The organism is Variovorax paradoxus EPS, from assembly GCF_000184745.1.
In the GTDB taxonomy this organism is placed as follows: Bacteria; Pseudomonadota; Gammaproteobacteria; order Burkholderiales; family Burkholderiaceae_C; genus Variovorax; species Variovorax paradoxus_C.
Window position 1 is genome coordinate 1,927,039 of sequence record NC_014931.1, and the last position, 22,392, is coordinate 1,949,430.

Annotated in this window: 19 protein-coding genes; 15 read left to right on the top strand and 4 right to left on the bottom strand. The window is 66.5% G+C overall.

Annotated features, from left to right (window positions below):
- Window positions 1-16: 16 nt before the first annotated feature.
- From phnY to VARPA_RS08735, 3 genes are read left to right on the top strand one after another with little or no spacing between them, the layout of a single operon-like run.
- Entirely contained in the window at window positions 17-1,465 is a 1,449-nt protein-coding gene (phnY, locus tag VARPA_RS08725; RefSeq protein ID WP_013540187.1) for a phosphonoacetaldehyde dehydrogenase, read from the top strand.
- 11 nt (window positions 1,466-1,476) lie between these two features.
- Window positions 1,477-2,046 (top strand): phosphonate degradation HD-domain oxygenase, encoded by a 570-nt coding sequence (locus VARPA_RS08730; RefSeq protein WP_013540188.1) that lies wholly within the window; start codon window positions 1,477-1,479, stop codon window positions 2,044-2,046.
- A gap of 9 nt (window positions 2,047-2,055) precedes the next feature.
- Entirely contained in the window at window positions 2,056-3,444 is a 1,389-nt protein-coding gene (locus VARPA_RS08735) for an FAD-dependent oxidoreductase (RefSeq protein WP_013540189.1), read from the top strand.
- A gap of 177 nt (window positions 3,445-3,621) precedes the next feature.
- Here the strand turns inward: VARPA_RS08735 and VARPA_RS08740 are convergent, their stop codons facing one another.
- Together VARPA_RS08740 and VARPA_RS08745 are read right to left on the bottom strand one after the other, a co-directional pair.
- Window positions 3,622-5,139 carry a CoA-acylating methylmalonate-semialdehyde dehydrogenase gene (locus VARPA_RS08740; protein ID WP_041942825.1) on the bottom strand — a complete coding sequence of 506 codons (1,518 nt, stop codon included), beginning with the start codon at window positions 5,137-5,139 and terminating at the stop codon, window positions 3,622-3,624.
- Between the two features lie 295 nt (window positions 5,140-5,434).
- A complete protein-coding gene (locus VARPA_RS08745) occupies window positions 5,435-6,790 on the bottom strand; it encodes an aspartate aminotransferase family protein (RefSeq protein WP_013540191.1) in 1,356 nt (451 codons plus the stop codon).
- A 108-nt stretch (window positions 6,791-6,898) separates the two neighbouring features.
- Between VARPA_RS08745 and VARPA_RS08750 the strand changes: the two genes are divergently transcribed.
- A complete protein-coding gene (locus VARPA_RS08750; RefSeq protein ID WP_013540192.1) occupies window positions 6,899-7,858 on the top strand; it encodes a LysR family transcriptional regulator in 960 nt (319 codons plus the stop codon).
- Window positions 7,859-7,870: 12 nt separating this feature from the next.
- Here the strand turns inward: VARPA_RS08750 and VARPA_RS08755 are convergent, their stop codons facing one another.
- Entirely contained in the window at window positions 7,871-8,635 is a 765-nt protein-coding gene (locus tag VARPA_RS08755; RefSeq protein WP_013540193.1) for a FadR/GntR family transcriptional regulator, read from the bottom strand.
- A 260-nt stretch (window positions 8,636-8,895) separates the two neighbouring features.
- Between VARPA_RS08755 and VARPA_RS08760 the strand changes: the two genes are divergently transcribed.
- From VARPA_RS08760 to VARPA_RS08800, 9 genes are all read left to right on the top strand, one after another.
- On the top strand, window positions 8,896-10,101 hold the full coding sequence (locus VARPA_RS08760; RefSeq protein ID WP_013540194.1) for an ABC transporter substrate-binding protein: 1,206 nt from the start codon (window positions 8,896-8,898) through the stop codon (window positions 10,099-10,101).
- A gap of 179 nt (window positions 10,102-10,280) precedes the next feature.
- Window positions 10,281-11,141 (top strand): branched-chain amino acid ABC transporter permease, encoded by an 861-nt coding sequence (locus tag VARPA_RS08765; RefSeq protein ID WP_013540195.1) that lies wholly within the window; start codon window positions 10,281-10,283, stop codon window positions 11,139-11,141.
- Between the two features lie 7 nt (window positions 11,142-11,148).
- Window positions 11,149-12,108, top strand: a complete 960-nt coding sequence (locus tag VARPA_RS08770; RefSeq protein ID WP_013540196.1) for a branched-chain amino acid ABC transporter permease — start codon at window positions 11,149-11,151, stop codon at window positions 12,106-12,108.
- Window positions 12,105-12,875, top strand: coding sequence for an ABC transporter ATP-binding protein (locus VARPA_RS08775; protein WP_013540197.1), 771 nt, complete (start codon window positions 12,105-12,107; stop codon window positions 12,873-12,875). The genes VARPA_RS08770 and VARPA_RS08775 overlap by 4 nt, the downstream gene beginning before the upstream one ends.
- Entirely contained in the window at window positions 12,872-13,585 is a 714-nt protein-coding gene (locus VARPA_RS08780) for an ABC transporter ATP-binding protein (RefSeq protein ID WP_013540198.1), read from the top strand. The genes VARPA_RS08775 and VARPA_RS08780 overlap by 4 nt, the downstream gene beginning before the upstream one ends.
- Before the next feature lie 152 nt (window positions 13,586-13,737).
- Window positions 13,738-15,018 (top strand): Zn-dependent hydrolase, encoded by a 1,281-nt coding sequence (locus tag VARPA_RS08785; RefSeq protein ID WP_013540199.1) that lies wholly within the window; start codon window positions 13,738-13,740, stop codon window positions 15,016-15,018.
- Window positions 15,015-16,136, top strand: coding sequence for an ABC transporter substrate-binding protein (locus VARPA_RS08790; RefSeq protein WP_013540200.1), 1,122 nt, complete (start codon window positions 15,015-15,017; stop codon window positions 16,134-16,136). Before VARPA_RS08785 ends, VARPA_RS08790 begins: the two co-directional genes overlap by 4 nt.
- Window positions 16,133-17,614, top strand: coding sequence for a M81 family metallopeptidase (locus tag VARPA_RS08795; protein WP_013540201.1), 1,482 nt, complete (start codon window positions 16,133-16,135; stop codon window positions 17,612-17,614). Before VARPA_RS08790 ends, VARPA_RS08795 begins: the two co-directional genes overlap by 4 nt.
- A gap of 91 nt (window positions 17,615-17,705) precedes the next feature.
- Window positions 17,706-18,083, top strand: coding sequence for a nuclear transport factor 2 family protein (locus VARPA_RS08800; protein ID WP_013540202.1), 378 nt, complete (start codon window positions 17,706-17,708; stop codon window positions 18,081-18,083).
- 24 nt (window positions 18,084-18,107) lie between these two features.
- On the opposite strand, the gene VARPA_RS08805 is transcribed toward VARPA_RS08800, so the two are convergent.
- Entirely contained in the window at window positions 18,108-19,244 is a 1,137-nt protein-coding gene (locus tag VARPA_RS08805; RefSeq protein ID WP_013540203.1) for a helix-turn-helix domain-containing protein, read from the bottom strand.
- 179 nt (window positions 19,245-19,423) lie between these two features.
- Here VARPA_RS08805 and VARPA_RS08810 point away from each other — a divergent pair, with 179 nt between their 5' ends.
- Window positions 19,424-19,921 (top strand): (2Fe-2S)-binding protein, encoded by a 498-nt coding sequence (locus tag VARPA_RS08810; protein ID WP_013540204.1) that lies wholly within the window; start codon window positions 19,424-19,426, stop codon window positions 19,919-19,921.
- A gap of 13 nt (window positions 19,922-19,934) precedes the next feature.
- A complete protein-coding gene (locus VARPA_RS08815) occupies window positions 19,935-22,373 on the top strand; it encodes a xanthine dehydrogenase family protein molybdopterin-binding subunit (protein ID WP_013540205.1) in 2,439 nt (812 codons plus the stop codon).
- Window positions 22,374-22,392 lie beyond the last annotated feature (19 nt).

Consider the following 22,392-nt stretch of genomic DNA (forward strand, 5'->3'; position numbering starts at 1 on the left):
GTCCCCGGAGCACTCCATGAGCCAAGCCATCCTGAAGCCAGGCACCATCCACCGCGAAGCCCTGCGCATCGCCGGTGAACGCGTCCACCGCGACCGCACCATCGAGGTCACCTATCCCTACACCGGCGAAGTGATCGCCACCGTGCCCAAGGCCACGCTGGACGACGTGCGCAATGCGCTGCGCATCGCCCGCGACTACAAGCCCACGCTCACACGCTACGAGCGCTACAAGATCCTGATGCGCGCGGGCGAGATCATCGCCTCGCGCCTCGATGAAATGTCGCGCGTGATCACGATGGAGTCGGGCCTGTGCCGCAAGGACTCGCTGTACGAAGTGGGCCGTGCGTCCGATGTGCTGCTGTTCGCCGCCAACCAGGCATTGGTGGACGACGGCCAGGTGTTCTCGTGCGACCTCACGCACCATGGCAAGAGCCGCAAGGTCTACACGATGCGCGAGCCGCTGCTGGGCGCCATCACCGCGATCACGCCGTTCAACCATCCGCTGAACCAGGTGATCCACAAGGTGGCGCCGGCCATTGCGACGAACAACCGCATCGTGTTGAAGCCCAGCGAGAAGACGCCGCTCACGGCGTTCCTGCTGGCCGACATCCTGTACGAAGCGGGCCTGCCGCCGCAGATGCTGTCGGTGCTCACCGGCGACCCGAAGGAGATCGCCGACGAGCTGCTCACGAATGCCGATGTCGATCTCGTCACCTTCACCGGCGGCGTGCCCATCGGCAAGTACATCGCGGGCAAGGCCGTCTACAAGCGCCAGATCCTGGAGCTGGGCGGCAACGACCCGATCATCGTGATGGAAGACGCCGACGTGGAAGAAGCCGCCACGCTCGCCGCCAACGGTTCGTACAAGAACTCGGGCCAGCGCTGCACGGCAGTCAAGCGCATGCTGGTGCATGAGTCGGTGGCCGACCAGTTCGTCGAACTGCTGGTCGCCAAGACCCGCGCGCTGAAGTACGGCGACCCGATGGACCCCGACACCGACATGGGCACCGTGATCGACGAAGCCGCGGCCAAGCAGTTCGAGGCGGTGGTCAACGAAGCCATTGCCGCCGGTGCCAAGCTGCGTTACGGCAACGAGCGCCGCGGCGCGCTCTATTCGCCGACGGTGCTCGACCACGTCGACCCCGAGATGACCGTGGCCAAGCACGAAACCTTCGGGCCCGTGTCGCCGGTGATCCGCTTCAAGAACATCGACGAGGCGATCCGCATTTCCAACGGCACGGCCTACGGCCTCTCGTCGGCGGTCTGCACCAATCGCCTCGACTACATCACGCGCTTCATCCGCGAACTGAACGTGGGCAGCGTCAACGTGCGCGAAGTGCCGGGCTACCGGCTGGAGCTCACGCCCTTCGGCGGCATCAAGGACTCGGGCCTGGGCTACAAGGAAGGCGTGCTCGAGGCGATGAAGAGCTTCACCAACACCAAGACCTATTCGCTGCCCTGGTAATCGCAAGCATCATGAGCCTGAGCCTTGACGACATCGTCGGCCTCTTCGAGACGAAGGGCCATGCGCAATACGACGGCGAGCCCGTCACGCAACTGGAGCACGCCCTGCAGTCGGCCCACCTGGCCGAGCAGGAGGGCGCGGGCAGCGCGCTGATCGCGGCCTCGCTGCTGCACGACCTGGGCCACCTGCTGCACGATTTCGGCGGCACGCCGACGCAGCAGGGGCTCGACGACCTGCACCAGTACCGCTGCCTGCCGTTCCTGCGCGCGCTGTTCGGTCCGGCCACGCTGGAACCGATCAGGTTGCACGTGGACGCCAAGCGCTTCCTGTGCGCGCGCGTGCCAGGCTATCTGGAGGCGCTGTCGCCCGACTCGAAGCGAAGCCTGCAATTGCAGGGCGGCGTCTTCGACGAGGCGCAGGCGAAAGCCTTCGAGGCGCTGCCTTATGCAATGGACGCGGTGCGCCTGCGGCAATGGGACGACACGGCCAAGCTGGCCGATGCCGACATGCCCGATCTTGCGCACTTCTTGCGCCATCTCGAAATCAGCACCGCCGAGCACCGGCAGGCTCGCAACGTTTAAGGCACACGGATGCGCCCCTTCTGGATCGAACAGGCGCTCTTCAACGACGGCGACCTGGCCCCTGCATTGCAAGGCGAACAGAGCGCCGATGTCTGCATCGTCGGCGGCGGCTTCACCGGCCTCTGGACCGCGATCCAGGCCAAGCTGCAGGCGCCTGCGCTGGACATCGTCATCATCGAAAGCGACCTCTGCGGCGCCGGCGCGAGCGGCCGCAACGGCGGTTGCCTGCTCACTTGGTCGGCCAAGTTCCTGACGCTGCGGCGGCTGTTCGGCGAAGACGAAGCGGTGCGGCTGGTGAAGACGTCCGAGGCCGCGGTGCAGCACATCGCCGACTTCTGCGCCGCGCACGGCATCGATGCCGAACTGCGAAAGGACGGCACGCTCTACACCGCGACCTCGCAGGCGCAGATCGGTACGCTCGATCCGATGATGCGGGCGCTGGAGGCGCGCGGCATTCACTCCTATCGCACGCTGCCGCCCGAAGAGGTCACACGGCGCTCGGGCTCCGCGCGCAACCTGGCGGGCGTGTATTCGCCCATCGCCGCCACAGTGCACCCGGGCAAGCTGGTGCGCGGCCTGCGGCGCGTGGCGCTGGCCATGGGCATCCGCATTCACGAGCGCACGCCGATGCTCGACTTCAGCACCGACCATCCGGTCGTGGTGCGCACACCTGCGGGCAGCGTGCGTGCGAAGAAGCTGGTGCTCGCGATGAATGCATGGATGGCGAGCAAGTTCCCGCAGTTCGAGCGGACCATCGCCATCGTGTCGAGCGACATGATCATCACCGAGCGGTGCCCCGAATTGCTGCGGCAAATCGGCCTGGCCGATGGCGTGTCGGTGCTCGATTCGCGCACCTTCGTCTATTACTACCGCAGCACGGTCGACGGCCGCGTCATGCTGGGCAAGGGCGGCAACACCTTCGCCTGGGGCGGCCGCATGGCCAAGGTGTTCGACGAGCGCTCGCCGTACGAGGCCGAGCTCACAGAGGCCCTGCATTCCTTCTTTCCCGCACTGCGCGAAACGCCGATCACCGCAAGCTGGAACGGTCCGTCGGACCGGTCAGTCACAGGCTTTCCGTTCTTCGGCAAGCTCGATGGCGCGCCGCACATCTACTACGGCTTCGGCTATTCGGGCAACGGCGTCGGGCCGACCTACATGGGCGGACAGATCCTCTCGTCGCTGGTGCTCGACCAGGACAACGCGTGGACGCGCAGCCCGATCACGAACGGGCCGCTCGGCCACTTTCCGCCGGAACCGATGCGCTATGTGGGCTCGATCGTCGTGCGCAACGCGATCCGCCGGAAGGAACTTGCCGAGGACCAGGATCGCCAGCCGTGGCTGATGGACCGCATGCTCAGCAAGCTCGCCAACGCCGCGGGCAAGGCCGACAAGGCTTGAGAAGGTGTGAACGAACCCGCCGTGCCCGCTCATCCCGCGCAGGCGCGCGCCCTCGGCGTTGCAAATGCTCGCCGTAGCCCAAGCTACGGCTGCGCTTTGCGCCTTGATGGCGCGCGCCTGCGCGGGCTGCTCGGACACGGCGAATTCATTCCCACCTTCTGACCCGCAGCGACCGCATCAGCGGCTCGACGGAAACGCGAACACCGCGCCTTCGCGCACGCCGGCCGAGGGCCAGCGCTGCGTGATGGTCTTGCGCTTGGTATAGAAACGCACGGCATCCGGGCCGTAGGCGTGCAGGTCGCCGAAGAGGGAGCGCTTCCAGCCGCCGAACGAGTGGTACGCCACGGGCACCGGCAGCGGCACGTTGATGCCTACCATGCCGACCTGGATGTTGTCGCTGAACCAGCGCGCGGCCTCGCCGTCGCGCGTGAAGAGGCAGGTGCCGTTGCCGTACTCGTGCGCATCGATCATCGCCATGGCTTCGGCGAGCGTCTTCACGCGCACCACGCCCAGCACCGGGCCGAAGATTTCTTCCTGGTAGATCGTCATGCCGGGCTTCACGCCGTCGAACAGGCACGGGCCGAGGTAGTAGCCGCCGTCGTGGCCTTCGACTTTCACGCCGCGGCCGTCGACCACGAGCTTGGCGCCCGCTTCCACGCCCGCATCGACGAAGGCCTTGACCTTCTCGAAGTGCGGCTTGGTGACCAGCGGGCCCATGTCGTTGCCGTTGTCGTTGCCGGGGCCGACCTTCATCTTGGCGATCTCGGCCGAAAGGCCAGCCACCACGGCATCGCCCGTGTCGTCGCCAATGGCCACGACCAGCGGAATCGCCATGCAGCGCTCGCCGCACGAGCCGTAGGCCGCACCCATCAGCGCGCTCACGGCGTTGCCGATGTCGGCGTCGGGCATGACGACCGCGAAGTTCTTCGCACCGCCCAGGGCCTGCACGCGCTTGCCGTGCGCGCAGCCGGTGGTGTAGATGTATTCGGCGATGGCGGTGGAGCCGACGAAGCTCACGGCCTTCACGCGCGGATCGGTCAGGAGCGTGTCGACGGCTTCCTTGTCACCGTTCACCACGTTCAGCACGCCGGGCGGCAGGCCCGCTTCGAGCGCGAGCTCGGCCACCAGCAGCGTGGAGGAGGGCGTGCGCTCCGAAGGCTTCAGCACGAAGGTGTTGCCGCAGGCCACGGCCATCGGCCACATCCACAACGGCACCATCACCGGGAAGTTGAACGGCGTGATGCCGGCCGTGACGCCCATCGCCTGGAACTCGCTCCACGAGTCGATGGCGGGGCCGACGTTCTTGCTGTGCTCTCCCTTGAGGAGTTCGGGCGCGTAGCTCGCGTATTCGACGTTCTCGATGCCGCGCTGCAGCTCGCCGTGCGCGTCCGACAGCACCTTGCCGTGCTCGGCGGTGATGAGCGCGGCGATGCGGTCGGCGTTGGCTTCGAGCAGCGTCTTGAGCTTGCTCATCACGCGGGCGCGCTTCAGGGGCGGCGTGTTGCGCCATGCCGGGAAGGCCGCCTGCGCCGAGGCGATGGCCTGCTCGACGGTGAGCTTGTCGGCGAGCGCGACGCTCTTGTCCGAGAAGCCGGTAGCTGGGTCGAACACCGGCTGCACGCGGGTGCCACCATCGACGCGCTTGCCGTCGATGAAGTGGCCGATGGTGGCGGTGACGTTCTTGTCGTGTTGCATGGTTAGGGTCTTGATAGGGATGGAATTACCCACCACCCGTTCGGGCTGGAACACCACCCGTTCGGGTTGGAACACCACCCGTTCGGGCTGGAACACCACCCGTTCGGGTTGGAACACCACCCGTTCGGGCTGAGCTTGTCGAAGCCTTGCGCCCGTGTCGAACAGCCCTTCGACAAGCTCAGGGCGAACGGGGGGCAAGGGCTCAGGCGAACGGGGGCAAGGGCTCAGGCGAACGAGGGGAACGGACTCAGGGCGAACGGGAGGAAAGGACTCAGGGCTAAGGGGGTGAGGTTGATCAGTTGGTTTCTGCGAGCGCGTCGGCGAGGGCGTTGACCATGCGGTCGATCTCGGCCTTCTCAGAAATGAAGGGCGGCGCGAGCTGGATCGTGTCGCCGCCGTAGCGCACGTAGAAGCCCTTCTTCCAGCAGTTCATCGCGATCTCGTAGGGGCGGCGTGCGGGCTCGCCCGGCAGCGCGGCGATCGTGAGGCCAGCGGCGAGGCCGTAGTTGCGGATGTCGGTGATGTGCTTGCTGCCCTTGAGGCTGTGCACCGCGTTCTCGAAGTGCGGCGCCAGCGTTTGCACGCGGCCGATCATGTCTTCCTTCTGCAGCACGTCGAGCGCGGCGATGCCCGCGGCGCAGGCCACCGGGTGCGCGCCGTAGGTGTAGCCGTGCGGGAACTCGAGCATGTAGTCGGCACCGCCTGCCGCCATGAAGGTGTCGTAGATCTCCTTGCTCGCGACCACCGCACCCATCGGCTGCGCGCCGTTGGTCACCTGCTTGGCGATGTTCATGATGTCGGGCGTCACGCCGAAGGCTTCCGCGCCGGTGAGCGCGCCGCAGCGGCCGAAGCCGGTGATGACCTCGTCGAAGATCAGGAGGATGTTGTTTGCGGTGCAGATGTCGCGCAGGCGTTTCAGGTAGCCCTTGGGCGGAATCACCACGCCGGCCGAGCCCGCGAACGGCTCGACGATCACGGCCGCGATGTTCGATGCGTCGTGCAGCGCGATCAGGTCGAGCAGGCGGTCGGCCAGCTCGGCGCCGTGCTCGGCCATGCCGCGGGTGAAGGCGTTTGCGGCAATCTGCGTGTGCGGCAGGTGGTCGGCCTCGACGCCCTGGCCGAAGAGCTTGCGGTTGGCCGCGATGCCGCCGACCGAGATGCCGCCGTAGTTGACGCCGTGGTAGCCCTTCTCGCGGCCGATCAGGCGCGTCTTGCTCGCCTGGCCCTTGGTGCGCCAGTAGGCGCGCGCCATCTTGAGCGAGGTGTCGGCGGCCTCGGAGCCCGAGCCGGTGAAGAACACGTAGTCCAGGCCCGCGGGCGTCAATTCCTTGATCTTGTTGGCCAGCTCGAACGAGAGCGGATGGCCGAACTGGAAGGCCGGCGAGTAGTCGAGCTTGGCGATCTGGCGGCTCACCGCCTCGGTGATCTCTGGGCGGCCGTGGCCCAGGCCCGAGCACCACAGGCCCGAGAGGCCGTCGAAGATCTTGCGGCCGTCGTTGTCGGTGAAGTAGGCGCCCTTGGCCTCCACGATGATCCGCGGATCGGCCTTGAAGTTGCGGTTGCCGGTGTAGGGCATCCAGTGCGCGTCGAGCCAGGCGGCGTCGGTGCGCGCGGTGGGGGTCGGTTCGATGGCGGGCGTTGCGAGGGTCATGGCGCTTCCCGCACGCAGGCGGGCTCCGGGGGTGATGGGATGTGCCCGATTATTCGCAGAGCCTTCAGTGTGGAGAATGGCGCAATATCAATGTTCACTTGATGATCCATGCAAGTAAAGGTTGAAGCCCAAAACAGTGCTCAAAGCACACGAAACCGCGCCGTTCTGGGGCAGCTCAGCGACATGGACCTGCGCTTGCTCAAGGTGTTCAAGAGCGTGGTCGATTGCGGCGGCATGGCGGCGGCCGAGCTGGAACTGAACATCGGCACGTCGACCGTGAGCCGGCATGTGAAGGACCTGGAGACGCGTCTCGGCCTCGTGCTCTGCCGGCGCGGGCGGGCAGGCTTCGCGCTCACGGCCGAGGGGCAGCGGGTGTACGACGAGACACTGCGCCTGCTGGCCTCGGTTGACGCCTTCCGCGGCAGCATCGACGACATCCACAACCGCATGGGCGGGCAGTTGGAGGTGGCGCTGTTCGACAAGACCGCGACCAATCCGAAGGCGCGCATCGGCGAGGCCATCGCGCGCTTCACCGAGATCGCGCCGGAAGTGAACCTCGCGGTGCACGTGGGCTCGATCAACGCGATCGAGCAGGGCGTGCTGGAGGGCAACTTCCAGATCGGCATCATCCCGGCGCACCGCAGTTCCAAGAGCCTCGTGTATGCGGACCTGTTCGACGAGACGATGCTGCTGTATTGCGGCAAAGGGCATCCGCTGTTCGACAGCCCGCACGCGAAGCTCACATGGTCGAAGCTGGGCGAGCACCACTTCGCGGGTCTCGGCTATCACTCGCCGAACATGGAACTGAGCCACCGCGCGCGGCTATCGCGCAAGGCGACGGGCTTCGACCAGGAGGCGATCGCGACGCTGATTCTGTCGGGGCGCTTCCTGGGCTTTTTGCCCGATCACTACGCGCAGGTGTTCGAGCAGCGCGGGCTGATGAAGGCGGTGCTGCCGGCGCGCTTCAACTACGCGTGCCGGTTCGTGAGTTTGCTGCGGCGGTCGCCGAAGCCGTCACGGGCGGTGCTGGCGTTTCAGGCGTGCCTGGAGAAGGCGCACGCGCGCTAGTTAGTCAGGTGGTTAGCGCTGCCCGCTCGGCAGCAGCAGGTGCTTGGCGCCGATGTGCGCCTCCATCTCGTGCATGTGCACCTCCGCATCGACCATGTGCTCGGCCATCAGCCGGCGCACTTCCTCCGCATCTTCCTTGCGATAGGCCGCGAGCAACTGCGTGTGGTAATCGACGTTGGCCTCGCCGAAGTGGTGATGGTCCAGCGCCTTCTTGTAGACCACGAGGTCACGCAGCAGGTCGTTGAGAAAGCGGCACATGAAGGACAGCACCGGGTTGGGGCAGGCCTCGGCCAACATGATGTGGAACCCCAGTTCGGCCTCGCGCTGCTTGCGCAGTTCGTCCTCGTTGGTCGGCTCGATGGTGCAGAGGCGCACGTTGTCTTCGAGCCGTTCGAACTGCTCTGGCGTGAGCCGGCCGACCACGCTCACGGCCAGTTCGGGCTCGAGGACCTTGCGCAACTGGTAGATGTGATGCCCGTCCAGGTGATGGAAGTGCAGGAAGTTGCGCAGCGGCTCGGACGCGTGATCGACCGACACCTGCTGCAGGTACGCCCCACCGCCCGGGCCGGTGCGGATCGAGATGAGGCCGCGCACCTCCAGCGCCTTCAATGCCTCGCGAACCGTGCTCTTCGAATAGCCGAAGAGCTCGATCAGTTCCTTCTCGTTCGGCAGGCGGTCGCCGGGCTGCTTTCGCTCGGCAACGATCCATCGCTTGACGTCTTCGACGATGACGTCCGAGAGCTTTTGCCGCTTGGGGCGGTTCTCTCCGACTTTCATTGAAACGCTCCATGCGGCAGCCATGGCGCTCCGGCGTTCATTTCACGATCGGGTGGAGACGAATTCATGCGGTCAGAGCAGTGGAGAAAGTAGATGGCGGCCTGTATGCAGGTATTGGACCGTGGAACGTGCGCCGGATTTTGGCACGGTGATTGCTAGCGGGTTTTTACCAGCATATTAATCCTATTTATCCGCTTAAATTCGCCGGCATTCGCAGGCACCCGTTTCACTTACTTCACACCACGACCGGAGAAACTTCCATGCAACGCAGACACCTTCTTCAGCTGGCCGCCCTGTCGGCCGCCCCGGCTTCGCTCCTGGCGAGCCGCTCGGTCTTCGCGCAATCGGCGGAGGCCATCCGCTTCGGCTGCCCGGTCCCGATGTCGGGCGCCTTCGCGGCCAACGGCAAGTTCGCCGATCTGGGCATGAAGCTGGCGATCGAGCAGTACGGCAGCGTCCTGAAGCGCCCGCTGGCCTACACGGTGCTCGACACCGAGGGCAAGCCCGCCACCGCCGTGCGCAAGGTGCAGGAAGCCTCGCAGCAGCAAGGCGCCAAGTTCTTCGCGGGCGGCATCCTGTCGTCCGAAGCGCTCGCCATGGGCAAGGAAGCCGAGAAGGCCGGCGGCCTCTTCATCACCACCGCCGGCGCCGACGAGATCACCGGCAAGGACTGCAATCCCGCCACCTTCCGCTGGTCGGTGCCCACCTTCGGCGCCATCGAGCAGACGGTGCGCCCGTTGATCGCCTCGATGCCCAAGGCCAAGCGCTGGTACACCATCACGCCGCAGTACGTGTTCGGTGACGGCCTCTTGAGTGCGGCCAAGAACATCTTCCAGGAGAAGGGCATCGAGCACGTGGGCAACAGCTACCACTCGCTCAACGAGAAGGAGTTCAGCGGCTACCTCACCAACGCGATGGCCGCCAAGCCCGATGTGCTGCTGCTGCTGAACTTCGGCGCGCAATCGTCGGCCGCGCTGCGCCAGGCGGTGAGTTTCGGCATGCACAAGAACATGACGATCCTCATGGCGTGGGCTTCGGGCCTCGAGCAGTTCGATGAGCTTGGTGCGGACCTGTGCGACGGGGTCTACTTCGGGGCGCAGTATTGGCACACAGCAGACACCACGCTCAACAAGGACCTGGTCAAGCGCACCGCCGACAAGCTCAAGATCGTGCCCAACTACAGCCTCGCGGGCTCGTACATCTGCACCAAGATCCTGATCGACGGCATCGTGAAAGCCGGCACGGTCGACCAGAAGGCGGTCATCGCCGCGCTCGAAGGCATGAAGTACGACGGCCTCACGGGCACCGAGGAAATCCGCAAGGCCGATCACCAGGTCATCAAGGACTACTACCTGCTCAAGGGCAAGGCGAAGTCGAAGATGAAGGATGCGGCTGATTACGTGGACGTGGTGAGCTCCGGCAAGTCGTTCCTTCCCATCGACAAGACCGGCTGCAAGCTGGCCTGAACCCAAGTGCATCCCACCCCGCCTGGGCAGCCTTGGCAGTGCCCGCCCACCGTTCGGGCTGAGCTTGTCGAAGCCTTTCACGCCGCGCCCAGCCCTTCGACAGGCTCAGGGCGAACGGGGTGGGGGAGGCGCCTGCCTGCATTCCGATCCTTTGCGGTCCACGAATCCACTGAATCTCCATGACCGTCTACCTGCTTCAGACCATCAACGGAATCGGCATCGGCATGCTGTATTTCCTGCTGGCCGTTGGCTTGTCCATCGTGTTCGGCCTGCTGCGATTCGTGAATTTCGCGCACGGCGCCTTCTATCTGCTGGGCGCCTATCTGTGCTTCCAGGCGATGCAGTGGGGCCTCAACTTCTGGGCCGCGCTGGTGCTGGTGCCGCTGTTCGTGGGCGCGCTCGGCTGGCTCGCTGAAAAGCTGCTGCTGCGCCGCGTGTACGCCAAGCCGCACGAGTTCCACATCCTCGTGACGGTGGGCCTTGCGCTCGCGGTGCAGGAGATCGTCATCGTGTTCTGGGGGCCGCTGGGCAACAGCGTGGCGACGCCCGACCTGCTGCAGGGCGTGGTGATGTGGGGCGACTTCGTCTATCCCAAGTACCGGCTCTTCGTGATCGGCTTCACCGCCGTGCTCGCGGTGCTCCTCTGGTGGGTGCTCGAAGGCACGCGCCTGGGCAGTGCGGTGCGCGCGGGCAGCGAATCGACCGAAATGGTGTCGCTGCTCGGCATCAACGTGTTCCGCGTGTTCAGCCTGGTGTTCGCATTGGGTGCGGCCACGGCGGCGTTGGCCGGCGTGCTGGCCGCGCCGATCCGCGGCGCCGAACCTTTCATGGGCGTCGAGGCGCTCGGCGTCGCCTTCGTGGTAGTGGTGATCGGCGGGCTCGGCAGCTTCGGCGGCGCGCTCGTCGGCGGCGTGCTGATCGGCATCGTGCAGAGCCTCATGAGCACCATCTGGCCGCCGGGGGCGAGCCTGATGATCTACATCGCGATGGGTGCAGTGCTGCTGCTGCGCCCGCATGGCCTGCTCGGCCGCAGAGGGTGAACAACGTATGCCAAGAAAAATCACTTTCCTGCTGGCGCTGATCGTCACGCTCGCGCTGCCGCTGTTCATGCGCTCGGGTTCGCTCGCGAGCGAGGTGCTGATCTATGCGCTTGCCGCATTGGGCTGCAACCTGCTGCTGGGCTACACGGGGCTCTTGTCGTTCGGACAGGGCATCTTCTTCGGCCTCGGCAGCTACACCATCGCGATCCTGCTCACGCGGCTGCAACTGCCGATGCCGCTCGCGCTGCTCGCCGCCATCGCCATGGGCGCGCTGGGCGCGGCAGTGGTCGGCTGGGTCGCCATCCGCCAACGCGGCACCTACTTCGTGATGCTCACGCTGGCGTTTGCGCAGATGTTCTATTTCGTGGCGTACACCGCGTCGGGCCTCACGGGCGGCGACAACGGCCTCCTCGACGTGCCGCGCCCCGCGTTCATGGACACGCCCTGGAAGTACTACGCCTTCGTCGCCGTGATGTTCCTCATTGCCTTCGCACTGCTGCTGCGCGTGACCGATTCGATCTTCGGCCGCACGCTGCTCGCGATCCGCGACAACGAGGACCGCGCCGCCGCGGTGGGCTACAACCTCAAGCGCTTCAAGCTGCTGGCCTTCGTGATCTCTGGCGCCGTCACCGGCCTCGCGGGCGGGCTGCACGCGATGATGACCGGCATCGCGCCGCTGTCGAACGCCGAGTACCACACGAGCGAGATGATCCTGGTCATCACCGTGATCGGCGGCACCGGCAACCTCTTCGCCTCGGTGCTGGGCTCGGCCTTCTATGTGCTGCTGGCCGACTGGCTCTCCACGCTGTGGCCGCGATGGCTGCTGCTGCTGGGCCTGTTGCTGATCGGCGTGAGCATCGGCATGCAGCGCGGCCTCTGGGGCCTGGGCGAGAGCGTGTGGCGGCGCGTGTTCCGAAAGACGCCTTCCACCCCGGCCGCCACTGAAGCGCAGGGAGAAAAAGCATGACGCAACCCGTCCTCATCGAAGCCATCGGCGTCACCAAGCACTACGGCAAGTTCGCGGCGCTCGGCGGCGTGGACCTGAAGATCAAGCCCAACACCGTGCACTCGGTGATCGGCCCGAACGGCGCGGGCAAGACCACGCTGTTCCACATGCTCACGGGCACCGGCACCACCACGGGTGGGCGCATCCTGTTCGACGGCCACGACGTGACGCACGAGCCCGACCACAAGCGCGTGCAGCGCGGCATGGCGCGCTCGTTCCAGGTCACGAGCCTGTTCCCCAGCCTCTCGGTGCGCGAGAACCTGCGTGTCGCGGCGCAGGGCATCGCGCCGCGCCAGGCCATGAATTGCTGGCGCGCGCCGGTCGGCGAACGCGCCTGTGCCGAGACGGTGGCCGAAGTGCTTGCGCGCGTCGGGCTCGAGCGGCTGGCCGACACGCCCGCCAGCGTGCTCTCGCACGGCCAGCAGCGCCGGCTCGAAGTGGGCATGGCGCTTGCAGCGAAGCCCAAGGCGATCTTTCTCGACGAGCCGACCTCCGGCATGGGCATCGACGACCTCGACGAGATGAAGCACCTCATCCGCAGCCTGCGCGAGGCGCACACCGTCGTGCTGATCGAACACAACATGAACATCGTGATGGACATCTCCGACACCGTGACCGTGATGCAGCTGGGCCGCGTGCTGGCCGAAGGGCTGCCGGGCGACATCCGTTCCGATGCGCGCGTGCGTTCGGCTTACCTCGGCAACATGATCACCGGGGGCAAGGCATGAGCGCTGCCAACATCCTCGAAGTCGAAGGCCTGCATGCGCACTACGGCAAGAGCCATGTGCTGCAGGGCGTGTCGATGACCGTGGGCGAAGCCGAACTCGTCACGCTGCTGGGCCGCAACGGCGCGGGCAAGTCGACCACGCTCAAGAGCATTGCCGGTGCCGTCACGCCGACGAAGGGCCGCGTGCGCTTCCAGGGCGTGGACATCGCCGGACTGCCGCCGCATCGCATCGCCACGCGCGGCGTGTGCCTCGTGCCCGAGCACCGCGGCATCTTCAAGCTGCTCACGGTCGAGGAGAACCTGCTGCTCGGCCAGCGGCGCGATTCGCCCTGGCAGCTCGACGACATCTACCGCATCTTTCCGCGCCTGAAGGAGCGGCGCCGCAACGGCGGCGGCCAGCTCTCGGGCGGAGAGCAGCAGATGCTGGCCATCGGCCGCGCGCTCATGAATCACCCGCGCCTCCTGATCCTGGACGAGCCCGTCGAAGGCCTCGCGCCGGTGATCGTGGAGGAAATCGTCGCGCAGCTGAAAACCATCAAGGCCGCGGGCGTCGCCATCCTGCTCGTCGAGCAGAACCTCGAGGTGTGCGTGCAGCTCGCGGACCGCCACTACATCGTGGAGCAGGGCGTGATCGTGCATGAAGCCGGCAACGCCGCCTTCATGGCCGACCACGACGTGAAAGACCGCTACCTCGGCGTCGGCCTTGCGTGATGGGCAGTCGCGTTTGCCGGCTATCCGTTCACGCTGAGCTTGTCGAAGCGCCGCGCAAGGCTTCGACAGGCTCAGCCCGAACGGCTCTTGTCTTGCTGACCAATCACACATTTGCATGAGCGTTTCGTTCCTCAGATTTTTTTCGCAAAGCCATGAACACCACCACTGAACTTTCTTCCGCACCCGATGTGCGCGCCCTCCGCATCGACGGCCAGCGCCTCTGGGACTCGCTGATGCAACTGGCCCAGGTCGGCGCTACCGAAAAAGGCGGCGTGTGCCGCCTCGCGCTCACCGACCTCGACCGCCAGGGCCGCGACCTCTTCACGCGCTGGGCGCGCGAAGCGGGCTGCGAAGTGCGCGTGGACGCCATCGGCAACATCTTTGCGCGCCGTGCCGGCCGCAACAACGCGCTGCCGCCCGTCACCACCGGCAGCCACATCGACACACAACCGACCGGCGGCAAGTTCGACGGCAACTACGGCGTGCTCGCGGGGCTGGAAGTGATCCGCGCGCTCAACGATGCGAAGGTCGTGACCGAGGCACCGCTTGAAGTGGCGGTGTGGACCAACGAAGAAGGCTCGCGTTTCGTGCCCGTGATGATGGGCTCGGGCGTGTTCGTCGATGCCTTCACGCTGGAACACGCACTCGCGCAGCGCGACACCGAGGGCGTGAGCGTGGCGGAGGCGCTCGATGCAATCGGCTACGCAGGCAAGGTGCCCGCCTCGGCGTCAGCATCGCCCGTGGGCGCGTATTTCGAGGCGCACATCGAACAAGGCCCGGTGCTCGAAGCCAACGCGCGCGTGATCGGCGTGGTCGAAGGCGCGCTCGGCCAGCGCTGGTACGACGTGGTGGTGCTAGGCATGGAAGCGCATGCCGGTCCCACGCCGATGGAGTTGCGCAAGGATGCGCTGCTCGCCGCCGCCGAGCTCGTGATCGAGGTCAACCGCATCGCCCTCGCGCACGCACCGCATGCGCGCGGCACGGTCGGCTGGATCGACAACTACCCGAACTCGCGCAACGTGATTCCGGGCCGCGTGAAGCTCAGCGTGGACCTGCGCGCTGCCGACGACGTGGTGCTGTCCGCCATGGACGCGGCGCTGAAGGAAGCCGTGCAGCGCATCGCCGTCGCCGGCAAGGTCGAGGCGACGGTGGAGCAGGTCGTGTACTTCCCGCCCCAGCCTTTCACGCCGAAGCTCGTGTCCGCGGTGCGCGACGCCGCGGAGGCGCAGGGTCTCACCTGGATGAACGTGATCAGCGGCGCTGGCCACGATGCGGTGTACCTCGCCCGCGTGTGCCCGACCGCGATGATCTTCGTGCCCTGCCTGGACGGCATCAGCCACAACGAGATCGAAGACGCCGAGCCCGCGCACCTCGAAGCCGGCTGCAACGTGCTGCTGCAGGCGATGCTGCAGAGCGCGGGAGTCGCCGCGTGAAGGCGGCGCTTCGCCGCTTCCTGGCGATGGGCATGGTCGCGGCATCGACGGCTGCCCTGGCCGCCGGAGAGCCGATCCTGGTCGGCCAGTCCGCCGTACTCACCGGCCCGTTCACGCCGAACAGCCTTGCGTTCATGGAAGGCCAGACGCTGTTCTTCGACCAGTTGAACAAGGCGGGCGGCGTCGGCGGCCGACCCGTCAAGATGATCACCTACGACGATGCCTACATCCCCGAGAAGGCGGCCGTCAATGCCGAGAAGCTGCTTGCCACCGACCGCGTGGTCTGCCTGTTCGGAACCATGGGCACCGGCATCGGCGCGGCCATAGTGCCTGTGGCGGCGAAGTACGACAGCTTCATTTTCGGCGGGCTGACCGGCGCGGCCGTGCTGCGCGGGCCGAAGGTGCCGATCTACCACGTGCGGGAGTCGTATGCCGACGAGGTCGCGCGCGTGATGAACCACCTGACGACCGTGGGCCTGACCCGCATCGCGATCGTCTCCAGCGACGACGCGTACGGCAAGGGCATCGAGAAGGATGCATTGGCCGCGCTCGAGAAAAGCAAGCAGCCGGCGCTGCTGTCGCTGCGCTTCGACCCGAAGGAAAAGGACCATCCCGCCATCGCGCAGCAGGTGATTGCGAGCGGCGCGCAGGCGGTGTACGTCATTGCGGCGGGTACGCCGGCCATCAACATCATCCGCTCGCTGGTGGCCGCGCCCTTCCATCCGCAGATCTACACGAACTCGGTGGCGAGCTCGTTCCTTCTGTACAAGGAGCTGGGCGACAAGAGCCGCGGCATCGTGCTGTCTCAGGTGATGCCGCCGTTCTGGAAAACGCGCTTTCCCATCGTCGACGAATACCAGCGCGCACGAAAGGCCGCGGGCAGCGAAGGCGAGGGCTCCTACCTGGGGCTGGAGGGCTACGTCACGGCCAAGGCCTTTGCGGAATCGCTGCAACGCGTGAAGGGGCCGATCAGCACCGAATCGCTCCGACGCAGCATCGAGAACTCGCCGCCCATGACCCTGAATGGTTTCCAGGTCGCGTTCCGCCCCGACAACCGCAACGGCTCCAGCTTCGGCGATATCACGATGCTGGGAAGCGCCGGAAAGTTTGCCCAATGAAAGTATTGATCGCACGTCTCAACCACGAGACCAACACCTTCTCGCCCGTGCCCACGCCGCTCGCGGCCTTCGGGCCCGATGGCCCGACCTTCGGCGACGAGGCCTACAGGGACAACAAGGGCATGCGCACCGCGATGTCGGCGTTCATCGAACTGGCCGAGCAGGCGGGTGCGACGCTGGTCACGCCGGTATCGGCCTCGGCCAATCCGAGCGGGCCGGTCGATGCGGGCGCCTACACCACCCTCACGCAATGCATCGTCGATGCGGCGCCGGGCTGCGATGCCATCCTTCTCGACCTGCACGGCGCGATGGTGGCCGAGAACAGCGTCGATGGCGAAGGCGACCTGCTGGTGCGGCTGCGCGCCGCGGCGCCGGGTGTGCCCATCGGCGTGGCGCTCGACCTGCATGCGAACGTGACGCCCGCGATGGTCGGCAACGCGGACGTGATCGTCGGCTTCAAGACCTACCCGCACATCGACATGTACGAGACCGGCGAGCATGCGGGCCGCCTGCTGTTCGACCTGCTCGAAGGGCGCAGCAAGCCCGCGCTGCGCTGGCATCCGCTGCCGCTGATGGCGCACACGCTGCGCAGCGCTTCGTTCACCGGCGCGATGCAGCGGGCCATCGAGGCGGCGCGCGAGGCCGAGAAGTCGGAATCTCTCGCGGTCTCGATCTTCGCGGGCTTCTCGCTGTCGGACATCGAGGCGCCCTGCATGAGCGTGGTGGTGGTCGATGCCACGTCGCCCGAACGCGCACAGGCCACGGCCGACCGCATCGCCGCGCAGATGTGGGCCGAGCGCGAAGCCTTCATCTACCGCAGCGAGCCGCTGGCCGAATCGGTCGGGCGCGCCAAGCTCATCGCCGACGGCGCCACGCGTCCGGTGCTGCTGCTCGACCATGGCGACAACTGCATGTCGGGCGGAAGCTGCGACACGATGGATGTGCTGCAGGAAGCGCTCGCGCAAGGGCTGCACGGCATCGGCGTCGGGCCGCTGTGCGACCCCGAGGCGGTGTCCGAGTTGATCGCGGCGGGCGAGGGCGCCGAGGTGACGGTCGCGCTCGGCAACAAGGTGTCGCTCGAAGGCATCGGCCTCCAGAAAACGCCCGTGCGATTGACTGGCACCGTGCGCACCATCGGCAATGGCGAGTACGTGATCACCGGCCCCACCTACACCGGCCAGCGCAGCAGCATGGGCCGCACGGTGCTGTTCGACATCGGCGCGGCGCGCATCGTGGTGACCGAGCGCACGCAGGAACCGTGGGACATCGGCGTTTTCGAATGCGCGGGGCTCGATCCGCGCAATGAACGCTTTCTTCTTCTCAAGTCGCGCATGTACTGCCGGCCGGTGTTCGAGCCGCTCTCTGCGGCGCTGGTGGAGTGCGACAGCCCCGGTGTCACCAGTTCGGATTACAGCCTGTTCCCGTTCAGCAAGGTACGCCGGCCGGTGTTCCCGCTGGATGCGGAACTCGCTGCATAACCTCCCACGTCATCGACGCTGCGCGCGTGCGGCGCGACCGTTCATTCACCCCGCGATGTTGCGGGTCGAACCCTCGAAAGGAATGGTCATCATGAACACCGCCGCACACGACGCCACCACGATTGCCCAACGCTACATCGCCGTCTGGAACGAGACCGATGCCGGGCGCCGCGCTTCGCTGATCGAGGCCGGCTGGACTGCCGACGCGCACTACGTAGATCCCATCGCACAGGCCAGCGGCCGCGAGCAGATCAGTGCGCTGGTCGGCGCGGTGCACCAGCGCTACCCGGGCTTTCGCTTCAACCTGTTCGGCAAGGCCGAGGCGCATGGCGACAACCTGCGCTTCTCGTGGACGCTCGGCCCGAGCGGGGCGGAAGACTTGATCCAGGGCACCGATTTCGCGCAGCTCGATGCGGGGAAGCTGCGGTCGGTGACCGGTTTTCTCGACAAGGTGCCGGTCGGCGCCTGAAAGAGAGCTGAGCGCGCCGGTCGTTCAGTCCGGCGCGCCGGCCGGCCGGCCGCGCCAGAGCTTGCGATACACCGTCGCGCGGCTGATGCCCAGCGCGCGTGCGGCCTCTGCCACATTGCCGCGCGCATCGGCCACGGCCTTGCGAATCAATGCGGTTTCCACATCGCGCAGCCTTGGCCGCGCATCGGGCACTGTCCCGCCCGCGCCGCTGCCGCCGCGCTGGGGCCGCACCTGCACCCGCAGGCCCGACCACAGCGGCACCTCGAGCGCCGCATCGCCACGGCGGGCGGCATCGAACATCATGTGCAGCGGGAGCGCGAACAGGTCGTTGAAATGCAGGGCGTGCTGGCCGCGCGCCAGGGGCTGGTGCAGCATCTGCCGCGCGGCGGCGTTGGCGCCGGTGACGTTGCCGCTGGCGTCGATGCAGACCAGGCCCTCGGTGGCCTCGTTGCCCGGATGGCCCGGCCAAGCCAGGTGCAGCCGCAGCTCGCACGGGTCCTGCATGACCAGCATGTTCTCGATGCTGCGCGCCGAGAGGGTGGCCAGGTGCCGCAACTCGGGCCGCTCCACCGTCTGGACCCCGCTCAGGTCGAGCATGCCGATGCAGTCGCCCCGGGGGCCGAAGAGCGGCGCGCCGGCGCAGCTGTAGACGCTGGTGTCGTCGAAAAAGTGCTCGCCGCGGTGCAGCCACACCGATTCCTGCTCGGCCAGCGCGGTGCTGATGGCCGAAGTGCCGATCGCGCATTCCGAAAGATCGACCCCGATCCGGCCGATGTCCCGCGCGTAGCGGCTGGCGGTGTCGGTGCCGTCGGGCAGCGCGCCCACGTCGATCACGATGCCGTCGGCGTCGGTCAGGATCGCGAAATAGCGGGTGTCGGCAATGGCGCGGGAGAGGCGTTCGATCACCGGCCGGGCGGCCGTGACCAGCGCCCGGTTGCGCTCGGTTGCCTCGCGGCTGGCCGACCGGCTCACCGGATCGAAGCTCACCCGCTGCTGCGGGCGGCGTCCGGCCTCGATGCAGCGCTGCCATGAACGGGTGATCCAGGGATCGATGCGCACCGTGCTCCGGGCGTGCGGCGCATCGCCGTGGAGCAGCTCGCGCCGGGCTTGGGCAATGGCCAGGGAGCGCTCGGGGGGAGGCGAAACGATCGTGGTATTCATCGTGTGGGTTCGCGCGGGTGGCCCCGCTTTTCCTGGCTCACCGAAAGGCAAGCTGTTTCATTTTGAGAATTTCGCGGGCACTGCGCAAGTGTCGAGGGTTTTGCCTAGGATAGTGCGAAAGGTGGGCATCCAAGATGCCTTTCGCTGAACCAGCCATCACCTTTCACGGAGACAGCCACATGCAGGTAGCTTTCAAGGTCAACGGCCGCGCAGTCACGGTCGACGCACCGCCAAACACCTTCCTTGTGCACGCGATCCGCGAGCACCTTCACCTCACCGGAACCCACGTCGGCTGCGACACCGCCCAGTGCGGCGCCTGCACCGTCCACGTCAACGGCCGGGCCATCAAGTCTTGCAACGTGCTGGTCGCCCAGGCGGCCGGCGCCGACATCACCACCATCGAGGGCATCGCCGAAGCCGACGGCACCATGCACCCCATGCAGGCGGCCTTCAAGGAATGCCATGGCCTTCAGTGCGGTTTCTGCACCCCCGGCATGGTCATGAGCGCCATCGACCTCTGCACCCACCACCCCAAATCGAGCGAATCGGAAATTCGCGAGCTGCTCGACGGCAACCTGTGCCGCTGCACCGGCTATCAGAACATCGTGAAGGCCGTGAAGATGGGCGGCGAGGCGATGGCCTCGGGCACTCCGGTCAAGACCACCGCCACGGCGTGAAGGGAGCAACATCATGGGTGCTTCCGACTTCTCGAACCTGCCCCATATCGGTGAGGCCCTGCGGCGCAAGGAAGACTATCGCTTCCTGACCGGCGCCGGCAACTACACCGACGACATCACGCTGGCCAACCAGAGCCATGCGGTCTTCGTGCGCTCGCCGCACGCCCACGCGGTCATCAAGTCGATCGATATCGCCGAGGCCTCGAAGATGCCCGGCGTGGTCGGCATCTTCAGCGGCAAGGACATCGAGGGAAAGATGGGCGGCCTGCCCTGCGGCTGGCTCATCAACAACCCCGACGGCACCCCCATGAAGGAGCCGATGCACCCGATCCTCGCGATCAAGAAGGTGCGTTATGTGGGCGACCACGTGGCCATGGTGGTGGCCGAGACGGTCGAGCAGGCCAAGAACGCCGCCGAAGCCGTGGTGGTCGACTACGAGGTGCTGCCCGCGCTGGTGAGCGTGGCCGATGCCGCGAAGAAGACCGGCAGCACCACGCTGCACGACGAAGCGCCCGACAACCAGTGCTACAAGTGGGTGCTCGGCGACAAGGCGGCGGTCGACAACGTGTTCACCACGGCCGCGCACATCACCAAGCTCGACCTCGTCAACAACCGGCTCATTCCCAACCCGATCGAGCCGCGCGTTGCCATCGGCAGCTACAGCCGCGGCACCGACGACTACACGCTGTACGTGTCGAACCAGAATCCGCACGTCGAACGCCTCCTGATGACGGCCTTCGTGCTGGGCCTGCCAGAGCACAAGGTGCGCGTGATCGCGCCCGACGTGGGCGGCGGCTTCGGCTCCAAGATCTTCCTGTACGCCGAAGACGTGTGCCTCACCTGGGCCGCCAAGCAGCTCAACCGCAACATCAAGTGGACGGCCGAGCGCTCGGAGTGCTTCCTGTCCGATGCGCACGGCCGCGACCATGTGAGCCACGCCGAGATGGCGATGGACAAGGACGGCAAGTTCCTCGCGATGCGCGTGCACACCGACGCCAACCTCGGCGCATACCTCTCGACCTTTTCGACCGCGGTACCGACCATCCTCTACGCCACGCTGCTCGCGGGCCAGTACACGACGCCGCAGATCTACGTCGAGGTCGATGCGTGGTTCACCAACACCGCGCCGGTCGATGCCTACCGCGGCGCGGGGCGGCCCGAAGCCACCTACCTGCTGGAGCGACTGGTGTCGCGCTGCGCCTGGGAAATGAACCTGGGCCAGGACGAGATCCGCAAGCGCAACTTCATCACGACCTTCCCGTACCAGACGCCCGTGGCGCTGCAGTACGACACCGGCGACTTCCATGCGTGCATGGACAAGGCGCGGGTGCTGGCAGACGTCGAAGGCTATGCGCAGCGCAAGTCGGCGACCGAGGCCAAGGGCAAGCTGCGCGGCATCGGGTACTCCAGCTACATCGAGGCCTGCGGTATCGCGCCCTCGAACATCGCGGGTGCACTCGGTGCACGGGCGGGTCTCTTCGAATGCGGCGAGATCCGCGTGCACCCGACCGGCAGCGTGACGGTGTTCACCGGCTCGCACAGCCACGGCCAGGGCCACGAGACCACCTTCGCGCAGGTTGTAGCCGCGCGGCTGGGCATTCCGGTCGAGAACGTCGACGTGGTGCACGGCGACACCGGCCGCGTGCCCTTCGGCATGGGCACCTACGGTTCGCGCTCCATTTCGGTGGGCGGCGCGGCCATCATGAAGGCGCTCGACAAGATCGAGACCAAGGCCAAGAAGATCGCCGCGCACCTGATGGAGGCGAGCGATGCCGACATCGAGTTCGCCAACGGCGAGTTCACCGTCAAGGGCACCGACAAGAAGATCCCCTTCGGCCAGGTGGCGCTCACGGCCTACGTGCCGCACAACTACCCGCTCGACAAGCTGGAGCCCGGCCTGAACGAAACAGCCTTCTACGACCCGACCAACTTCACCTTCCCGGGCGGCACCTACATCTGCGAGGTCGAGATCGACAAGCAGACCGGCGAAGTGAAGGTCGACCGTTTCACCGCGGTGGACGACTTCGGCACCATCATCAATCCGATGATCGTGGAGGGCCAGGTGCACGGCGGGCTGGTGCAGGGCATAGGCCAGGCGCTGCTGGAAAACTGCGTCTACGACAACGAGACCGGCCAGCTCCTCACCGGCAGCTTCATGGACTACGCGATGCCGCGCGCTGGCGACTTTCCGCAGTTCAAGCTCGATACCGTGTGCACCCCGTGCACGCACAACCCGCTGGGCACCAAGGGCTGCGGCGAGGCGGGGGCCATCGGCTCGCCGCCCGCCGTGATCAACGCGGTGCTCGACGCACTGGCGCCGCTCGGCGTCAAGGATTTCGACATGCCTGCATCTTCCAGCCGCGTCTGGGAAGCCATGCAGAAGGGCGGCACGCCGCAGGACGCGCAAGCGCCCTCGCTCGCCGCCAGCACCCAAGGCCGTCCCGCTCCCTGAACAACAACACAGAAGGAAT

Excerpts from the sequence above, each read along its gene's own strand:
- VARPA_RS08795 (WP_013540201.1), top strand. The coding sequence starts at position 16,133 with ATGAAAGTATTGATCGCACGTCTCAACCACGAGACCAACACCTTCTCG.
- phnY (WP_013540187.1), top strand. The coding sequence starts at position 17 with ATGAGCCAAGCCATCCTGAAGCCAGGCACCATCCACCGCGAAGCCCTG.
- VARPA_RS08785 (WP_013540199.1), top strand. The coding sequence starts at position 13,738 with ATGAACACCACCACTGAACTTTCTTCCGCACCCGATGTGCGCGCCCTC.
- VARPA_RS08745 (WP_013540191.1), bottom strand. The coding sequence starts at position 6,790 with ATGACCCTCGCAACGCCCGCCATCGAACCGACCCCCACCGCGCGCACC.
- VARPA_RS08805 (WP_013540203.1), bottom strand. The coding sequence starts at position 19,244 with ATGAATACCACGATCGTTTCGCCTCCCCCCGAGCGCTCCCTGGCCATT.
- VARPA_RS08760 (WP_013540194.1), top strand. The coding sequence starts at position 8,896 with ATGCAACGCAGACACCTTCTTCAGCTGGCCGCCCTGTCGGCCGCCCCG.
- VARPA_RS08740 (WP_041942825.1), bottom strand. The coding sequence starts at position 5,139 with ATGCAACACGACAAGAACGTCACCGCCACCATCGGCCACTTCATCGAC.
- VARPA_RS08815 (WP_013540205.1), top strand. The coding sequence starts at position 19,935 with ATGGGTGCTTCCGACTTCTCGAACCTGCCCCATATCGGTGAGGCCCTG.
- VARPA_RS08730 (WP_013540188.1), top strand. The coding sequence starts at position 1,477 with ATGAGCCTGAGCCTTGACGACATCGTCGGCCTCTTCGAGACGAAGGGC.
- VARPA_RS08750 (WP_013540192.1), top strand. The coding sequence starts at position 6,899 with ATGCAAGTAAAGGTTGAAGCCCAAAACAGTGCTCAAAGCACACGAAAC.
- VARPA_RS08810 (WP_013540204.1), top strand. The coding sequence starts at position 19,424 with ATGCAGGTAGCTTTCAAGGTCAACGGCCGCGCAGTCACGGTCGACGCA.
- VARPA_RS08780 (WP_013540198.1), top strand. The coding sequence starts at position 12,872 with ATGAGCGCTGCCAACATCCTCGAAGTCGAAGGCCTGCATGCGCACTAC.
- VARPA_RS08755 (WP_013540193.1), bottom strand. The coding sequence starts at position 8,635 with ATGAAAGTCGGAGAGAACCGCCCCAAGCGGCAAAAGCTCTCGGACGTC.
- VARPA_RS08770 (WP_013540196.1), top strand. The coding sequence starts at position 11,149 with ATGCCAAGAAAAATCACTTTCCTGCTGGCGCTGATCGTCACGCTCGCG.
- VARPA_RS08800 (WP_013540202.1), top strand. The coding sequence starts at position 17,706 with ATGAACACCGCCGCACACGACGCCACCACGATTGCCCAACGCTACATC.
- VARPA_RS08735 (WP_013540189.1), top strand. The coding sequence starts at position 2,056 with ATGCGCCCCTTCTGGATCGAACAGGCGCTCTTCAACGACGGCGACCTG.
- VARPA_RS08775 (WP_013540197.1), top strand. The coding sequence starts at position 12,105 with ATGACGCAACCCGTCCTCATCGAAGCCATCGGCGTCACCAAGCACTAC.
- VARPA_RS08765 (WP_013540195.1), top strand. The coding sequence starts at position 10,281 with ATGACCGTCTACCTGCTTCAGACCATCAACGGAATCGGCATCGGCATG.